Raw genomic sequence first — 15,758 nt, forward strand, 5'->3', positions numbered from 1 at the left:
TTCGCCTGGAAGCGTACCTGGGACATGACGCTCTTGGCGAGGCTGACAACGTTGCGGATGTGGTCAGAAGCGATCAGAGACACTCGTTCTACCTCAGCTTCAGGGTGGCAAGGCCGACCAATACCAGAATCACGGTGATGATCCAGAAACGGACGATCACGCGTGGCTCGGGCCAGCCCTTGAGTTCAAAGTGGTGGTGAATCGGCGCCATGCGGAACACGCGGCGACCGGTCAGCTTAAAGGAGGCAACCTGAATGACGACTGACAGGGTCTCCATCACGAACACGCCGCCCATGATGAACAGGACGATTTCCTGACGGACGATCACCGCGATGGTGCCCAGGGCCGCGCCCAGCGCCAGTGCGCCGACGTCACCCATGAAAACCTGTGCCGGGTACGTGTTGAACCAGAGGAAGCCGAGCCCCGCACCGATCAACGCGCCGCAGAACACGATCAACTCACCCGCGCCCGGGACATAAGGGATCAGCAGGTATTCGGCGAACTTCACGTTACCCGACAGGTAGCAGAAGATCCCCAGACCGCCGCCCACCATGACGGTCGGCATGATCGCCAGGCCGTCGAGGCCGTCGGTCAGGTTGACCGCGTTGCTCGAGCCGACAATCACGAAATAGGTCAGGACAATGAAGCCTGCGCCCAGCGGAATGCTGTAGTCCTTGAGCATCGGCAGGATCAGCGTGGTTTCCACCGGAGTGGCGGCAGTCATATAAAGAAAGATCGCCGCGCCCAGGCCGAACACCGATTGCCAGAAGTATTTCCAGCGGCTCGGCAAGCCACGGGAGTTCTTCTCGATCACCTTGCGATAGTCATCGACCCAACCGATGGCGCCGAACAGCAACGTCACCAGCAACACCACCCAAACGTAACGGTTGGCCAGGTCAGCCCAAAGCAAGGTGCTGACGCCGATGGACGACAGAATCAGCGCGCCACCCATGGTTGGCGTGCCCGACTTGGACAGGTGCGATTGTGGACCGTCGTTGCGAACGGACTGACCAATCTGACGGTTTTGCAGAGTACGGATCATCCACGGGCCATAGCACAGCGACAAAACCAGCGCGGTCAGCACACCGAGGATCCCGCGCAGGGTCAGGTACTGGAAGACCGCGAAGCCTTTGTAGAACTGTTGTAGATACTCCGCTAACAGCAGCAGCATTAATGTTTCTCCAGACTGGACCCGCACAAAGCGGCGACGATGTTTTCCATCGCAGCGCTGCGCGAGCCCTTGATCAAAATGGTGGTGTTTGTGTCTTGCTCGGCGCCAAGGGCCTTGATCAGTTCAGCCTGAGTGGTGAAGTGATAAGCCTGTTCGCCAAAAGCGTTTACGGCGTGAACCATATTTGGCCCGACGGCATAAAGCGCGGAAACCTTGCCACGGGCGTACGCGCCCACGTCGCGGTGCCCCTGCTCCGCCCAATCGCCCAACTCGCCGATATCCCCGAGCACCAGGACGGTGCGGCCGGAAAAGCCGGCGAGTATATCAACGGCGGCGCACATAGAGGTGGGGTTCGCATTGTAAGTGTCATCAATGACGCGCATGCCATTGCTGGCCAGTTGCGCGACGGTACGCCCCTTGACCGGTTGCACCGCGCCAAGGCCAGTGACGATGCCGAACAGCGACACGCCCAGCGCATGCGCGGCAGCAGCAGCGGCCAAGGCATTGGCAACGTTATGCGTGCCGAGCAGGTTCAGTTGAACCCGTTCCACACCTTCAGGGCTGTGCAGGTTGAATGCCGGGCAACCGCGCGCATCGCGATCGAGGTCACTGGCGTAGAAATCGGCGCTGAGGTTGCTCAGGGCAAACGTCAGGACCTTGCGCTCACCGGCGCGGGTCTTCCAGATTTGAAAGGCCTTGTCGTCAAGATTGAGCACGGCAACGCCATCGGCTGCCAGCCCTTCAATGATCTCGCCCTTGGCTTCAACGATTTTTTCCGGTCCGCCGAACTCGCCGACGTGGGCGGTCCCGGCATTATTGAGGATGGCCACGTGAGGCTTGGTCATGCCGACGGTGTAGGCAATTTCGCCAAGCCGCGAGGCACCGAGTTCGATCACGGCAGCGGTGTGTTCCGGTGCCAGCTCAAGCAGGGTCAGCGGCACGCCGAGGTCATTGTTCAGGTTGCCACGGGTCGCCAGCACCGGACCGCGCGTACGCAGGATGCTCGCGAGCATTTCCTTGACCGTGGTTTTGCCGCTGGAGCCGGTAATGGCCGCCACCGGATGGGTGTAGGCGGCACGGTTCAACGCGCCGAGTTGACCGAGCGCGTGACGGGTATCTTTTACCAGCAATTGCGGCAGCGTGCTGTCGGCGACTTCGCGCTCGACCAACGCCGCTACGGCGCCTTTGGCGGCGACGTCATTGAGATAGTCATGACCATCGAAGCGCGGGCCGGTCAGGGCGATGAACAACTGGCCGGGCTTGATCGCACGGCTGTCGATACTGACGCCGTTGAAAGTGGCATCGGCGGTCAGCAGACGGGCATTCAGGGCGCCGGTCAGTTCGCTCAGTTTCAAGGCTTTAAGCATGGGTCACCTCCCACGCGGTCAAGGCGTGATCGGCCTCGACCAGATCGGAAAACGCGTGACGCTGGCCATTGATTTCCTGATAGTCCTCGTGACCTTTACCGGCCAGGACGATCACGTCATCCGCCGAAGCGCTGGCGATCAACTGGGCAATCGCCTGGCCACGGCCCGCGACGAAGGTGACTTTATCCACCGCAGTGAAACCGGCGCGGATGTCATCGAAAATCACCGCTGGGTCTTCGGTGCGCGGATTGTCGTCGGTGACCAGCACGCCATCGGCCAAACGCTCGACCACTTCCGCCATCAGCGGACGCTTGCCGCGATCGCGATCACCGCCGCAACCGAACAGGCACAGCAAGCGGCCTTTGGCGTGAGGACGCAGGGCCATCAAGACTTTTTCCAGCGCATCCGGGGTGTGGGCGTAATCGACCACCACCAACGGCTGAGTGCCGCCGCCCAGACGCTGCATGCGCCCGGCCGGGCCTTCGAGTTTTGGCAGGACCTTGAGGATTTCGTCCAGCGCGTAGTCCAGGCCGAGCAAGGCGCCGACCGCGGCCAGCACGTTGCTCAGGTTGAAGCGACCGAGCAAAGTGCTGCGCAAGTGGTGCTGGCCCTGAGGCGTGACCAACGTGGCGCGCACGCCTTCGTCGTCGAACTGCGCTTCCCGGCAATACAGGTAGGCGCTCGAATCTTCGAGGCTGTAGGTGATCAAGCGCGATTCGCGTTTTTCGGCGGCCAGTTGCCGGCCGAAATCGTCGTCGAGGTTAACCACCCGGCATTTCAAATCGTTCCAGGCAAACAGCTTGGCCTTGGCTTCGCCGTAGGCCTGCATGGTGCCGTGGTAATCCAGGTGATCGCGGGACAGGTTGGTCATCACCGCCACTTTGAACGCCAGCGCCGTGACACGCCCCTGATCCAGACCATGGGAAGAAACTTCCATGGCCACGGCTTTGGCGCCGGCCTTTTTCAGGTCGGCGAGGGTCGCTTGCACGGCGATCGGGTTCGGCGTGGTGTGCAGGCCGCTTTCCAGCGCGCCATAGAAACCGGTGCCCAGCGTGCCAACGATGCCGCAATGCTGGCCGAGCAAATCGAGGGCTTGCGCGACCAACTGGGTCACGCTGGTTTTGCCATTGGTGCCGGTCACGCCGATCAGGTTCAGATGGCGGCTCGGGTCACCGTAAAAACGCCCGGCGATGTCCGACAGCTGCGCCGCCAGGCCTTTGACCGGAATCAACGGCACATCGGTGATCGGCAGCACGGTCGAGCCTTCGACTTCATAAGCCACGGCGGCAGCGCCGCGCTGCAAGGCATCGGCGATGTGCGCCCGACCGTCGAACTTGCCGCCGGGGACGGCGAGAAACAGATCGCCAGCCCGCACGTTACGGCTGTCCAGAGCCAGCTCGCGGATCAATAGATCGCGTCCGGCGTGGGCAAAAATCTTGTTCAGGCTCAGAGACATCAGCCGCGCCCTCCATTGGCTTTCAGCGGAACGACCGGTGTGGCGTTGGCTTGTTGGGTAGGCGGCAGGTTGTCCGGGGTGATGTTCATCAGGCGCAACGTCCCGGACATCACTTTGCTGAACACCGGCGCCGAGACCAGACCACCGAAGTAGCCGGCTTTGGTCGGTTCATCGATCACCACTACGATCGCGTAACGCGGATCGCTCATCGGGCCGAAACCGGCGAACAGCGAGCGGTAGGAATTCTCGGCGTAGCCTTTGGTGCCCACCGAGGTCTTGCGCGCGGTACCCGACTTGCCGCCCACGTGATACGCCGGCACCTGCGCACGGAACACACCGCGCGGGGCTTCGATCACTTGCTGCAGCATGGTCTGCATGGTTTTTGCTACGGTTTCCGGCAGCACTTGCGTGGTTTGCGGCATTTTGTCGGTTTTGATCAGCGTCAGCGGCGCCAGGCGGCCGTTGTTTGCCAAGGCCGAAAACGCATGGACCAGCTGGATCGCCGTTACGGAAATACCGTAGCCGTAGGACAGCGTGGCGGTTTCCGCCTTGCGCCATTCGCGGTAGTTCGGCAGGTTGCCGACGCGCTCGCCCGGGAAGCCGAGGCCGGTGTCCTGGCCGAGGCCGACTTTCTGCGCCAGGCGGAAAATCGTTTCGCCGCCGATATCGAACGCGACCTTACTCATGCCGACGTTACTGGAGTTGATCAGAATGCCGGTCAGGTCGAGCACCGGGCCTTCGGACTTGGAGACGTCTTTGATGGTGTATTTACCAATCTGCAAGGTGCCCGGGTAGACCTCGACGGTATCGCTCGGCTTCCAGCGCCCGGTTTCGATCGCGGCGCTCATGGAGATCGCTTTCATGGTCGAACCCGGCTCGAACACGTCGATCATCGCGCGGTTACGCATCATCGCCGGTTGCAGGTTGCGACGGTTGTTCGGGTTGTAGGTCGGCTGGTTGACCATGGCCAGGATCTCGCCGGTCTTGACGTCCATGATCACCAGGCTGCCGGCCTTGGCGCCGTTCTCGATGATCGCGTTACGCAGTTCGCGGTTGGCCAGGTATTGCAGGCGCAGGTCAATGGACAACGCCAAGGGCTTGCCGGCCTTGGCGTTTTTGGTGACCTGGACGTCCTTGATAAGTCGGCCACGCCGATCCTTGATGACCTGTCGCTTGCCGGGCACGCCGGCGAGCCATTCGTCATAGGCCAGCTCGACCCCTTCACGGCCGTGGTCATCGATGTCGGTAAATCCGACCATGTGCGCGGTGACTTCACCGGCCGGGTAGAAACGCCGGAATTCTTCGATGCCGTAGACGCCCGGTACTTTCAGGTCGAGCACCGACTGGCCTTGCTCAGGCGTCAGCCCACGCACCAGGTAGATGAATTCTTTGTTGGCCTGGGCTTCGAGACGTTCGGCCAGGGCTTTAGGGTCTTGACCCAGCGCCGCCGCCAGTGCTGGCCATTTTTCTTTGGCCTGCTGCATTTCCTTGGCGTTGGCCCACAGGGTGGTGACCGGGGTACTCACGGCCAACGGCTCGCCGTTACGGTCAGTGATCAGACCACGGTGAGCCGGAATCGGAATGTGACGAACGCTGCGCGCATCGCCCTGGCCTTTCAAGAAAGCACGGTCGACCACTTGCAGATCGATGATGCGCCAGGAAATGGCCGCGACCATGATACCGAGCAAGCCCAGCACCACGCGGAAACGCCATGGGAACATTGCCCCTTCGAGTTTCATCATGGCGCCACCATCTGCACTTCAGCGGCGCCCGGAATGCGCATCTTCAGTTGCTCGGTCGCCAGCACTTCGATACGGCTGTGGGCGGTCCAGGTGCTCTGTTCGAGAATCAACCGACCCCATTCCGCCTGCGCTTTGTCGCGCACGCTCAACTCGTTGTACAGCGTGTTCAACAGTTGGCGGTTCCAGTGAGCGCTGTACGACACGCCAATGGCCGAGACGAGCACGCCCACAAACAGCAGCAGCATGAAAAAGCTTCCGCCGGGAAGTGGCTTGGCGAAAAGCTTGCTCACCGCAGCTTCTCCGCGACGCGCATGACGGCGCTCCGGGAACGTGGGTTGGCTTTGAGTTCGGCCTCGGAGGCGGACTGCGCTTTGCCATGGATTTTGATGATCGGTTCGAAGGCGACGTGACGCACCGGCAGGTTGCGCGGCAGATTGTCGGCTTCACCCTTGACCAGTTTGCGCATGAACAGTTTGACGATGCGGTCTTCCAGCGAATGGAAACTGATGACCACCAGGCGGCCGCCGATTTCCAGGCAGGCCAGTGCGGCTTCGAGGCCGGCTTCCAGGTCGCCCAGTTCGTTGTTGACGTGAATACGCAGGCCCTGGAACGCACGGGTCGCCGGGTTCTTGCCCTTCTCCCACGCCGGGTTGGCGACTTTCAGGACTTCAGCCAGGTCGCCAGTGCGTTCAAACGGCTTGATGTCGCGACGCTCGGCCACGGCACGGGCCATGCGACCGGAGAAACGTTCTTCGCCGTATTCCTTGAACACCCGGGCGATTTCTTCCACCGGGGCGGTGTTGACGAATTCGGCAGCGCTGATCCCGCGGGACGGGTCCATGCGCATGTCCAGCGGGCCATCGTTGAGAAAACTGAAGCCGCGCTCAGGGTCGTCGAGCTGTGGCGAGGACACGCCCAGGTCGAGCAAAACACCGCTGACCTTGCCGGCCAGGCCGCGCTCGGCGACTTCCGAACCAAGCTCGGCAAAGCTGCGCTGCACAACGACAAAGCGGCCGTCTTCGGCCGCCAGCGCTTGCCCGGTGGCAATCGCTTGAGGATCCTTGTCAAATCCGAGCACCCGCCCCTCGGGGCCGAGCTGGCTGAGGATCAACCGGCTGTGCCCGCCGCGCCCGAACGTACCGTCCAGATAGCAGCCATCAGGACGTACGGCGAGAGCCTCTACGGCTTCGTCGAGCAGTACGGTGATGTGGTTAAAGCCGCTATCAATAGTCACAGGATCAAATCACGCAGTTCATCAGGCATCGCGCCCGGTTGTTGAATAGCAGCCAGGTCAGCGGCAGAAACCGCATCCCAGGCATCCTCGTCCCACAATTGGAACTTGTTCAGTTGGCCTACCAACATCGCGCGCTTATCCAACTTGGCATATTCACGCAGACGCGGCGGAACCAGAAAACGACCACTGCCATCGAGCTCGAGGTCGACGGCATTACCAATCAGTAAACGTTGCAGACGGCGGTTCTCTTCGCGAAGCGAAGGCAGTGCGCGCAGTTTGGTTTCAATAATTTCCCACTCATCGAGGGGGTAAACACACAAACACGGATCAACGGCATCGATTGTGACGATCAGCTGACCGGAACTACGCGAAACGAGCTCGTCACGGTACCGGCTCGGCATGGCGAGACGGCCCTTTGCGTCGAGACTGATAGCGTTAGCTCCGCGAAACACGTCTGCGTTTCTCCAAATTTTAGCGTTTTGAGCTCAAAAAACCCACTTCATGCCACTTTCCGCCACTTGCGCACACTATAGGAATGCGGCCACCGCACCGTCAAGGCGCGCATTCAAGGAAAAGCCTTACAGAACTGAGATTTAGGAGTGCAAAAGGAGGGGTAACGAGAATTCGACGAATGAATTTGCCCGATAACTTGAATCAGCACAGAAGGCTGCGTTCAGAAGTTAAAGTAGTTTGTTAAGAGTAAGATTTTTTTGGTATTACAAATGGGGTTCTGCGATGGATTGTGCAAGGACGGAAATCGATGCCACGGGGCTGTTGTTTTGTCGCTCCCAGAGCAGGCCAATCGATATCACACAACCCTTCTGCCAATCATTGTACAAGGAGGGAATTTGTTACTGCCAACGCCCTGCTCATGATTAAAGCAGAGGTATAGAAAAAGGTGGAGAGTCGATCTGTAAGCCGGGTTCTGTCTTGAACAGTCATTCGTCTACGATGGCCATCACTGGACATCTTTAGCAACCTACCCGGTCCCAGCGCGGGCCACGCCTTGGGACCCTATTGGGCCGGGCGCCCAGTGGGGTTTACCTAGCCACGAACTGTTGCCAGACGTGCGGTGCGCTCTTACCGCACCTTTTCACCCTTACCGGCGCCGAAGCGCTTAGGCGGTTATTTTCTGTGGCACTTTCCGTAGGCTCACGCCTCCCAGGCATTACCTGGCACTTCGCCCTATGGAGCCCGGACTTTCCTCCCCCCCCTAATTTTCATAGAGGGCAGCGACTGTCCGATCGACTCTCCGCCGCGAAGGTTAACGGCAGAGCGGCCGAAGAACAAGCGCTAAACGCCTTCAGTCACGCCTGTGCGTCGGGTTTTCACTCGCCCTTCTGTTTATCCAGCGCGACCTGATAGAGCACATTCTTACGCTCCCCGGTAATTTGCGCGGCCAACGCGGCCGCTCGCTTGAGCGGCATCTCTTCAAGCAACAGGTTCAAAATGCGCATCGCCTCACTGCTGACCGCGTCCTCGGTCTCGGGGACAGACCAGCCCGCGACCAACACCACGCATTCGCCCCGCTGCTGATTGCTGTCCGACTCGACGAACGCGCGCAGTTCGGCCAACGGCAATCCCTTGAGGGTTTCGAAGGTTTTGGTGATTTCTCGCGCAAGCAACGCCGGACGTTCGCCGCCGAAGACCAGCTCCATGTCTTGCAGGCATTCAAGGATGCGGTGCGGGGCCTCATAGAAAATCAGCGTACGCGGTTCTTCCTTGACCAGCTCCAGACGTGCGCGCCGCCCTACCGCCTTGGCCGGCAGAAAACCTTCGAAGATAAAACGGTCCGACGGCAGACCCGCCGCCGACAACGCTGCGATCAATGCGCAGGCACCCGGAACCGGCACCACGTTGATCCCCGCTGCACGGGCCTGACGCACCAGGTGATAACCCGGATCGGAAATCAGCGGTGTCCCGGCGTCGGAGATCAGCGCCACATCATCGCCTGCCAGCAAACGGGTGATAAAACGGCTACCTTCATCCCGCTCGTTGTGTTCATGGCAGGCCGCCAGCGGCGTGGGAATGCCGAAATGCTGCATCAACCGCTGGGAATGGCGGGTGTCTTCGGCGGCGATCAACGCCACCTCACGCAGGATTTTCAGGGCACGCGCACTGATGTCGTCCAGGTTGCCAATGGGCGTCGCCACCACATAAAGCGAGCCAGCGGCGGAATTCAAAGCACCTGGAGCAGTCAAAGCGCACACCTCATGATCGGTAAAAGTCGCCATTGTAGCGCGTAGCGACGTTCGCGATACGCGCAAGCAGCCCTTGGTTTCACAGCCTTTTGTGCGGCGCTGCAACATTTGCACGAGCTAAATTGATCGATTCACGCCAGTAACATCGCGCCCCGGCCAGTGCTTGGGTACAATTCCACGCTAATTTGATCGAGTATCAGGAACACTACATGATCGCTTGCCTGCGGCTGTTCACTGCCCTCTGCCTCGCTGCCTTGCTGGCGGCTTGCGCCAGCTCGCCCTCTTCCAGCCTTGGCGAACTTCCACGCACCCCGGATGCCAGTATCGAGCAACTGCTCGACCAGGCCGCCAAAAGCAAGACGCCGGAAGACGCGGCCCTGTTGCGCCTGAGCGCGGCAGACCTGGCCTATCGTCAGGGGAATGCCGGCCAGTCCGCGCAAATCCTGCAACAAGTGCCGGTCGAGACACTCAAGCCTGGCCCGCAAGTCTTCGCCAGCACCCTGGCGGCTGAACTGGCCATGACCCGCAATCAGCCCAAGGCGGCGCTGACGGCCTTGAGCCATCCGAGCCTGCAACGCCTGAGCGAACTGCCCGTCGAGCAACAGGTGCGCACCGGCACCGTACACGCCCGTGCCCTTGAAGCCGATGGCCAGACCCTGGCCGCCGCACGCGAGCGGATCTTTATCGCGCCGATGCTCGAAGGCGAAGCCGCCAGCAAAAACCACGAAGCGATCTGGACCCTGATCGCTTCGCTGCCGACCGATCAACTGCAACCGACCACCAACGATGACCTTGGCGGCTGGATGGGCCTGGCGCTGGCCGTGAAATCTGCCGGCACCGTGGAACAACAGCAAGCCGCGATCGATACCTGGCGCGAACAGAATCCAAAGCACCCGGCCGCCATTCAATTACCGCTGCCATTGACCAAGCTCAAGGAACTGGCCAGCCAGCCCCTGGGCAAGATTGCTCTGCTGCTGCCGCAAGACGGTCCGCTGGCTTCGGTCGGCAAAGCCCTGCGTGAAGGCTTCATGGCCGCTCATTACCAGGCCCAACAAGCCGGGCAAAAGCCGCCAGCCATCGAGTTCTATGACAGCTCCAAGCTGACATCGATGGACGAGTTCTACCGCAAGGCCCAGGCCGACGGCGTGCAATTGGTGGTCGGTCCGCTGGAGAAGCCGCTGGTCAAACAGCTCAGCACTCGCCCGCAACTGCCGATCACTACCCTGGCGCTGAACTACAGCGAAGGCGAACAAGGTCCGGCCCAGCTGTTCCAGTTCGGCCTTGCCGCTGAAGACGAAGCCCGCGAAGTGTCCCGTCGCGCTCGCGCCGATGGCCTGCATCGCGCCGCAATCATGGTGCCAAAAGGCGAATGGGGCGATCGTGTGCTCAAGGCGTTCAGCCAGGATTGGCAAGCCAACGGTGGCAGCATTGTCGCCACCGAACGCGTCGACCAGCCCGTGCAACTGGCCCAGCAGATTGCCGACATGTTCCAGCTGCGCCAGAGCGAAGGCCGCGCCAAGAGCCTGCAAAGCACCGTGGGTGGGCAGGTAGCGGCCCAGCCTTCGCGTCGCCAGGACATCGAGTTCATCTTCCTCGCCGCCACGCCACAGCAGGCCCAGCAGATCAAGCCGACCTTGAACTTCCAATACGCGGGTGACGTGCCGGTTTACGCCACGTCCCACGTGTTCAGCGCCAGCGGCGACGTGAATCAGTACAACGACATGAACGGTATTCGCTTCTGTGAAACCCCATGGTTGCTGGATGCCAATGACCCACTGCGCAAACAGGTCACTGCACAATGGCCACAGGCCGGTGGCAGCCTCGGCCGCCTTTACGCGATGGGTGTTGATGCCTATCGCCTGGCGCCGCGCCTGGGCCAACTCAAAGCCTTGCCGGACAGCCGCATCGAAGGTCAATCGGGCAGCCTGGGCATGACGCCGAACCAACGCGTCGTGCGCCAGTTGCCGTGGGCACAGTTCGTCAACGGCCAGGTTCAACGCCTGCCGGACACCGCGCGCTGATGCCTGACAGGTCACGCCAGCAAAGCGGTAAAGAGGCCGAGCGGCATGCGCTCGAGCATCTTCAACAACAAGGTCTGCGCCTGCTGGCGCAGAACTGGTTGTGTAAACGCGGCGAGCTTGATCTGGTCATGCTTGATGGCGATACAGTAGTATTCGTTGAAGTTCGCTACAGAAAAAACACTCAATGGGGTGGCGCGCTCGATAGCATCGATGAGCGCAAACGGCAGAAACTGATTTTTGCCGCGCAGTATTTTCTTCAGCGCGAGTCGCGTTGGGCCAATTCCCCTTGCCGTTTCGACGTGGTTGCCATCGACAGCAACCTCGATCAGTTGAACTGGTTGCAGAATGCCTTCGACAGCTGATCGCGCACGTCCCGAACCGGACACTTTCACCCAACACTTTTGCTCTTTGCTTTGCGGGCTGCACATTCATGTGCCGAGTAGCCGCGCTAATTAAGGTCACACAGATGGACATGCAATCCCGAATTCGCCAGCTTTTTCAGGCCAGTATCGACACCAAGCAACAGGCGATGGAAGTACTTGCACCGCACATCGAGCAAGCCAGCCAGGTCATGGTCAACGCCTTGCTCAACGAAGGCAAAATGCTCTCCTGCGGCAACGGCGGTTCTGCCGGCGATGCCCAGCACTTCTCGTCCGAGCTGCTTAACCGCTTCGAACGCGAACGCCCGAGCCTGCCCGCCATCGCATTGACCACCGACAGCTCGACGATCACCTCGATCGCCAACGACTACAGCTACAACGAAATCTTCTCCAAACAGATCCGCGCCCTTGGCCAGCCGGGTGATGTATTGCTGGCCATTTCCACCAGCGGCAACTCGGCAAACATAATTCAAGCGATCCAGGCCGCACATGATCGCGAAATGATTGTCGTAGCATTGACGGGTCGTGACGGCGGCGGCATGGCGTCACTGCTTTTGCCCGAGGACGTCGAAATTCGCGTACCGGCCAACGTCACTGCACGTATTCAGGAAGTCCACCTGCTGGCGATCCATTGCCTTTGCGACTTGATCGACAGCCAACTGTTCGGGAGTGAAGAATGACCCCTAATCGCCTAGGCCTACTGGCCTTGACCCTGTGCCTCGTCGGCATCAGCGGCTGCACCTCGGTGGTTAACGCCAGCCGCGAAGCGCCAATTGAAGATGACCGCGGCACCCGCACCTTCGGCAGCAAGATCGACGACTCCCTGATCGACACCAAGGTCGGTGTCAACATCGCCAAGGCCGACCCGGCCCTGGACAACGATTCGCACATCGTCGTCACCAGCTTCAACGGCGTCGTGCTGCTCGCCGGGCAAACCCCGCGCGCCGACCTCAAGGCCAAGGCTGAACAAGCCGCTGCTGCGGTTCAGCGGGTGAAGACGGTGCACAACGAACTGCAAGTGCTGCCACCTTCCGGCTTCCTTGCGCGCCAGAATGACACCTGGCTGACTTCCAAGATCAAGACGCAAATGCTCACTGATCCGAACATCCCGGGTTCGCGCATCAAGGTGGTGACCGAGAACGGCATCGTCTACCTGCTGGGCCTGCTGACCAAACAGGAAGCGGCCCAGGCGACCAACCTGGTGCAAGGCGTTTCCGGCGTGCAGAAGATCGTAAAACTGTTCGAATACATCGACTGATACCGATCTGTAGGAGCTGTCGAGAGAAACGAGGCTGCGATCTTTTGATCTTAACAATCAAAATCAAAAGATCGCAGCCTCGTTTCTCTCGACAGCTCCTACACGGTTTGAAGGTGGTGAAGTAATAAAAAAGGCGATCCGAAAGGATCGCCTTTTTTATTACTTCACCACCTTCAAACTCGGCCGACCGCTAGGCCGCGGCGGCTCGCTGTCGGGTGGCGGGATATCGTCGTCCGGCTCGATCTCTTCCTCGTCTTCCATAGGCGATTCCAGATCAAACACCATGCCCTGACCGTTCTCCCGGGCGTAAATACCCAGGATCGATGCGATAGGCACGTACAGCGTGTGCGGTACGCCACCGAAGCGCCCTTCGAAGCTGACCGCTTCGTTGTCCATGTGCATATGGCGCACGGCGGCCGGCGATACGTTCAGGACAATCTGTCCGTCACTGGCGAAACCCTGAGGCACCTGCACCGACGGATACTCGGAATTGACCAGCATGTGCGGGGTGCAATCGTTGTCCACAATCCACTCGTAGAGCGCGCGGACCAGATAAGGTCGACTGGAGTTCATAGCGGCTCCTTAAGCCTTAGCGCATATCGCGTTCGACACCAGACAGACTCGCCTGGAAAGCCTCACGCGCAAACGAGCGCTCCATATAATCAAGCAGCGGCTTGGCTGGCCGCGGCAGTTCTATACCCAGAATCGGCAATCGCCAGAGTATTGGCAATAGGCAGCAATCCACCAGACTTTGTTCCTCACTGAGGAAAAACGGCTTGTCGGCGAACAACGGCGACACGCCCGTCAGGCTTTCGCGCAGCTCTTTACGAGCGACCACGCGGGCTGCTTCCTTGGACCGGGAATCCAGGATCAGATCCACCAGGCCACACCAGTCACGCTGAATACGATGAATCAGCAGACGGCTGTTGGCACGCGCCACGGGATAAACCGGCAGTAAAGGCGGGTGCGGGTAACGCTCATCCAGATATTCCATCACCACGGTCGACTCCCACAACGCCAGGTCACGATCGACCAGGGTGGGCAAGCTGCCGTAAGGGTTCACTTCAATCAGTTTAGGCGGCTGGCGACCAGCTTCCACGTAAATGATCTCGGCGCTGACACCCTTCTCTGCAAGTACGATGCGCACTCGGTGGGAATAGTGGTCGGCGGGGTCGGAGTAACAGGCCAACCGATTGGTCACGCCCATGGCGGTCCTCCTCGCTTGTTGAAATTATCGGAAGCGGAAAAACGCACGCGCCCAGAGGGCGCCTCCCGTAACGCCTGGATCACCAGGCTCGTTACACCTTCAGAGACGCCCTTGGGCGCGCGCGATTAACAGCAATTGCTTGAAGCTCTATCAGTGCACATCTTTCCAGTATTCGCGCTTGAGCAAATAGGCGAATACGAAGAAGAACGCCAGGTACAGCAAGACGTACGTGCCGATGCGCTGATGTTGCAGCTTAACCGGGTTAGCCGAGTAAGCGAGGAAGGTTACCAGATTCTTGACCTTCTCATCGAACTGCTCTTCGGTCAGGGTTCCGCTCTTCGGCACAATGGTCATCTGATCGCACGCTTCATGAGTCAGCGCGGTACCGGTCAGCGGATCATATTGCTTCTTGCCGTCTTCGACGACCTGGACCTGTTTGCAACCGATGACCTGGCGACCTTGCAGGCCCACCAGCACGTTAGGCATGCCCACGTTCGGGAACACCTTGTTGTTCACGCCCCAAGGACGCGACGGGTCTTCGTAGAAAGATTTCAGGTAACCGTAAAGCCAGTCAGTACCCCGCACGCGCGCAACCAGGGTCAGGTCGGGCGGCGCCGCACCGAACCAGGTCTTGGCGTCAGCCGGTTGCATGCCGATGCTCATGTGGTCGCCGATCTTGGCGCCCGTGAACACCAGCTTCGAGAGCATCAGGTCATGAGGAATACCCAGGTCATCGGCCACACGCTCGTAGCGCTGGAACTTGGCGCTGTGGCAACCCATGCAGTAGTTGGCGAAGGTACGCGCGCCATCCTGCATGGCCGCTTTGTCGGAAACGTCGATGTCGACCTTTTCCAGCTCGGGACCACCGTGTTCAGCCGCGAAGGACAGTACAGGCATGGCAGCAAGAATCAGTACAGCAAATAGCTTTTTCATCAGCCAGTCACCCTTTCCGGAACCGGTTTGGTCTTCTCGAGCCTGGTGTAGAACGGCATCAGAATGAAGTAGGCGAAGTACAGGAAGGTACATACCTGCGACAGCAGCGTGCGCTCAGGCGTCGGGGCCAACACCCCCAGAATGCCCAGGATCACGAACGAGATGCAGAACACCCAAAGCCAGATCTTGCTCATCCAGCCTTTGTAGCGCATCGACTTGACCGGGCTGCGGTCGAGCCACGGCAGGACGAACAGCACAGCGATGGCCGCGCCCATGGCGATAACGCCCAGGAGTTTGTCCGGAATCGCCCGCAGAATCGCGTAGAACGGTGTGAAGTACCAGACCGGAGCGATGTGCTCTGGGGTCTTGAAGGCGTTCGCCACTTCAAAGTTCGGCTTCTCGAGGAAGTAACCGCCCATTTCCGGGAAGAAGAACACGATCGAACAGAAGATGAACAGGAACACCACCACGCCGACGATATCTTTCACGGTGTAGTACGGGTGGAAGGCAATGCCGTCCAGCGGTACGCCATTTTCGTCTTTGTATTTCTTGATGTCGACGCCGTCCGGGTTGTTCGAACCAACTTCGTGCAGCGCCAGTACGTGCAGCACCACCAGACCGAGGATCACGATCGGCAAGGCCACGACGTGCAGGGCAAAGAAGCGGTTCAGGGTAATACCGGAAATCAGGTAGTCACCACGGATCCACTGGGTCAGGTCGTTGCCGATGACCGGGATCGCACCGAACAGCGAGATGATCACCTGGGCACCCCAGTAGGACATCTGGCC

General features: G+C 59.9%; 16 protein-coding genes and 1 other RNA gene. 4 read left to right on the top strand and 13 right to left on the bottom strand.

From position 1 onward, the window contains the following. Positions 1 to 88 precede the first annotated feature (88 nt). The 9 genes from mraY to rsmI all read right to left on the bottom strand — a co-directional run bounded on the left by mraY (position 89) and on the right by rsmI (position 9,204). The gene (gene mraY, locus ACIPL2_RS34250; RefSeq protein WP_007904350.1) at positions 89 to 1,171 is read right to left on the bottom strand and encodes a phospho-N-acetylmuramoyl-pentapeptide-transferase; all 1,083 of its coding nucleotides are present in this window, start codon (positions 1,169 to 1,171) and stop codon (positions 89 to 91) included. Next, a complete protein-coding gene (murF, locus tag ACIPL2_RS34255; RefSeq protein WP_401365034.1) occupies positions 1,171 to 2,538 on the bottom strand; it encodes a UDP-N-acetylmuramoyl-tripeptide--D-alanyl-D-alanine ligase in 1,368 nt (455 codons plus the stop codon). The genes mraY and murF overlap by 1 nt, the downstream gene beginning before the upstream one ends. Beyond that, positions 2,531 to 3,994, bottom strand: a complete 1,464-nt coding sequence (locus tag ACIPL2_RS34260) for a UDP-N-acetylmuramoyl-L-alanyl-D-glutamate--2,6-diaminopimelate ligase (protein WP_401365036.1) — start codon at positions 3,992 to 3,994, stop codon at positions 2,531 to 2,533. The genes murF and ACIPL2_RS34260 overlap by 8 nt, the downstream gene beginning before the upstream one ends. Next, a complete protein-coding gene (locus ACIPL2_RS34265) occupies positions 3,994 to 5,733 on the bottom strand; it encodes a peptidoglycan D,D-transpeptidase FtsI family protein (protein ID WP_401365059.1) in 1,740 nt (579 codons plus the stop codon). Before ACIPL2_RS34265 ends, ACIPL2_RS34260 begins: the two co-directional genes overlap by 1 nt. Beyond that, positions 5,733 to 6,026: a cell division protein FtsL gene (gene ftsL, locus ACIPL2_RS34270; protein ID WP_401365039.1), complete on the bottom strand. Its 294-nt coding sequence runs from the start codon at positions 6,024 to 6,026 to the stop codon at positions 5,733 to 5,735. Before ftsL ends, ACIPL2_RS34265 begins: the two co-directional genes overlap by 1 nt. Continuing rightward, on the bottom strand, positions 6,023 to 6,970 hold the full coding sequence (gene rsmH, locus ACIPL2_RS34275) for a 16S rRNA (cytosine(1402)-N(4))-methyltransferase RsmH (RefSeq protein WP_401365042.1): 948 nt from the start codon (positions 6,968 to 6,970) through the stop codon (positions 6,023 to 6,025). The genes ftsL and rsmH overlap by 4 nt, the downstream gene beginning before the upstream one ends. Further along, complete coding sequence (mraZ, locus tag ACIPL2_RS34280) at positions 6,967 to 7,422, bottom strand: division/cell wall cluster transcriptional repressor MraZ (protein WP_008147486.1); 456 nt, start codon at positions 7,420 to 7,422, stop codon at positions 6,967 to 6,969. Before mraZ ends, rsmH begins: the two co-directional genes overlap by 4 nt. A 446-nt stretch (positions 7,423 to 7,868) precedes the next feature. Next, positions 7,869 to 8,222, bottom strand: an RNA gene (rnpB, locus tag ACIPL2_RS34285) — RNase P RNA component class A. 76 nt (positions 8,223 to 8,298) lie between these two features. Next, the gene (rsmI, locus tag ACIPL2_RS34290) at positions 8,299 to 9,204 is read right to left on the bottom strand and encodes a 16S rRNA (cytidine(1402)-2'-O)-methyltransferase (protein WP_401365045.1); all 906 of its coding nucleotides are present in this window, start codon (positions 9,202 to 9,204) and stop codon (positions 8,299 to 8,301) included. A 176-nt stretch (positions 9,205 to 9,380) separates the two neighbouring features. Between rsmI and ACIPL2_RS34295 the strand changes: the two genes are divergently transcribed. The 4 genes from ACIPL2_RS34295 (at position 9,381) to ACIPL2_RS34310 (ending at position 12,830) form a co-directional block, all read left to right on the top strand. Then, entirely contained in the window at positions 9,381 to 11,192 is a 1,812-nt protein-coding gene (locus ACIPL2_RS34295) for a penicillin-binding protein activator (RefSeq protein ID WP_401365047.1), read from the top strand. After that, positions 11,192 to 11,554 (top strand): YraN family protein, encoded by a 363-nt coding sequence (locus ACIPL2_RS34300; RefSeq protein ID WP_401365050.1) that lies wholly within the window; start codon positions 11,192 to 11,194, stop codon positions 11,552 to 11,554. The genes ACIPL2_RS34295 and ACIPL2_RS34300 overlap by 1 nt, the downstream gene beginning before the upstream one ends. 104 nt (positions 11,555 to 11,658) lie before the next feature. Beyond that, positions 11,659 to 12,252, top strand: coding sequence for a phosphoheptose isomerase (locus ACIPL2_RS34305; RefSeq protein ID WP_007972584.1), 594 nt, complete (start codon positions 11,659 to 11,661; stop codon positions 12,250 to 12,252). Next, entirely contained in the window at positions 12,249 to 12,830 is a 582-nt protein-coding gene (locus ACIPL2_RS34310; RefSeq protein ID WP_059406201.1) for a BON domain-containing protein, read from the top strand. Before ACIPL2_RS34305 ends, ACIPL2_RS34310 begins: the two co-directional genes overlap by 4 nt. Before the next feature lie 159 nt (positions 12,831 to 12,989). Here ACIPL2_RS34310 and ACIPL2_RS34315 read toward each other — a convergent pair whose 3' ends face one another. The 4 genes from ACIPL2_RS34315 to ACIPL2_RS34330 form a co-directional block, all read right to left on the bottom strand. Further along, on the bottom strand, positions 12,990 to 13,403 hold the full coding sequence (locus ACIPL2_RS34315; RefSeq protein WP_059406200.1) for a ClpXP protease specificity-enhancing factor: 414 nt from the start codon (positions 13,401 to 13,403) through the stop codon (positions 12,990 to 12,992). A 16-nt stretch (positions 13,404 to 13,419) separates the two neighbouring features. Beyond that, positions 13,420 to 14,037: a glutathione S-transferase N-terminal domain-containing protein gene (locus tag ACIPL2_RS34320; protein WP_008155978.1), complete on the bottom strand. Its 618-nt coding sequence runs from the start codon at positions 14,035 to 14,037 to the stop codon at positions 13,420 to 13,422. 150 nt (positions 14,038 to 14,187) lie between these two features. Next, positions 14,188 to 14,970, bottom strand: coding sequence for a cytochrome c1 (locus ACIPL2_RS34325; protein WP_401365054.1), 783 nt, complete (start codon positions 14,968 to 14,970; stop codon positions 14,188 to 14,190). Next, the coding region (locus ACIPL2_RS34330) for a cytochrome bc complex cytochrome b subunit (protein ID WP_401365056.1) at positions 14,970 to 15,758 on the bottom strand (789 nt) is incomplete at its 5' end. The genes ACIPL2_RS34330 and ACIPL2_RS34325, both read right to left, overlap by 1 nt.

Origin of the sequence: Pseudomonas sp. NPDC086251, from assembly GCF_044746405.1 — a bacterium.
GTDB lineage: Bacteria > Pseudomonadota > Gammaproteobacteria > Pseudomonadales > Pseudomonadaceae > Aquipseudomonas.

Bases quoted from the DNA above. Each gene is read 5' to 3' on its own strand.
- mraY (WP_007904350.1), bottom strand. From the start codon at position 1,171: ATGCTGCTGCTGTTAGCGGAGTATCTACAACAGTTCTACAAAGGCTTC.
- murF (WP_401365034.1), bottom strand. From the start codon at position 2,538: ATGCTTAAAGCCTTGAAACTGAGCGAACTGACCGGCGCCCTGAATGCC.
- ACIPL2_RS34260 (WP_401365036.1), bottom strand. From the start codon at position 3,994: ATGTCTCTGAGCCTGAACAAGATTTTTGCCCACGCCGGACGCGATCTA.
- ACIPL2_RS34265 (WP_401365059.1), bottom strand. From the start codon at position 5,733: ATGAAACTCGAAGGGGCAATGTTCCCATGGCGTTTCCGCGTGGTGCTG.
- rsmI (WP_401365045.1), bottom strand. From the start codon at position 9,204: ATGGCGACTTTTACCGATCATGAGGTGTGCGCTTTGACTGCTCCAGGT.
- ACIPL2_RS34295 (WP_401365047.1), top strand. From the start codon at position 9,381: ATGATCGCTTGCCTGCGGCTGTTCACTGCCCTCTGCCTCGCTGCCTTG.
- ACIPL2_RS34300 (WP_401365050.1), top strand. From the start codon at position 11,192: ATGCCTGACAGGTCACGCCAGCAAAGCGGTAAAGAGGCCGAGCGGCAT.
- ACIPL2_RS34305 (WP_007972584.1), top strand. From the start codon at position 11,659: ATGGACATGCAATCCCGAATTCGCCAGCTTTTTCAGGCCAGTATCGAC.
- ACIPL2_RS34310 (WP_059406201.1), top strand. From the start codon at position 12,249: ATGACCCCTAATCGCCTAGGCCTACTGGCCTTGACCCTGTGCCTCGTC.
- ACIPL2_RS34315 (WP_059406200.1), bottom strand. From the start codon at position 13,403: ATGAACTCCAGTCGACCTTATCTGGTCCGCGCGCTCTACGAGTGGATT.
- ACIPL2_RS34320 (WP_008155978.1), bottom strand. From the start codon at position 14,037: ATGGGCGTGACCAATCGGTTGGCCTGTTACTCCGACCCCGCCGACCAC.
- ACIPL2_RS34325 (WP_401365054.1), bottom strand. From the start codon at position 14,970: ATGAAAAAGCTATTTGCTGTACTGATTCTTGCTGCCATGCCTGTACTG.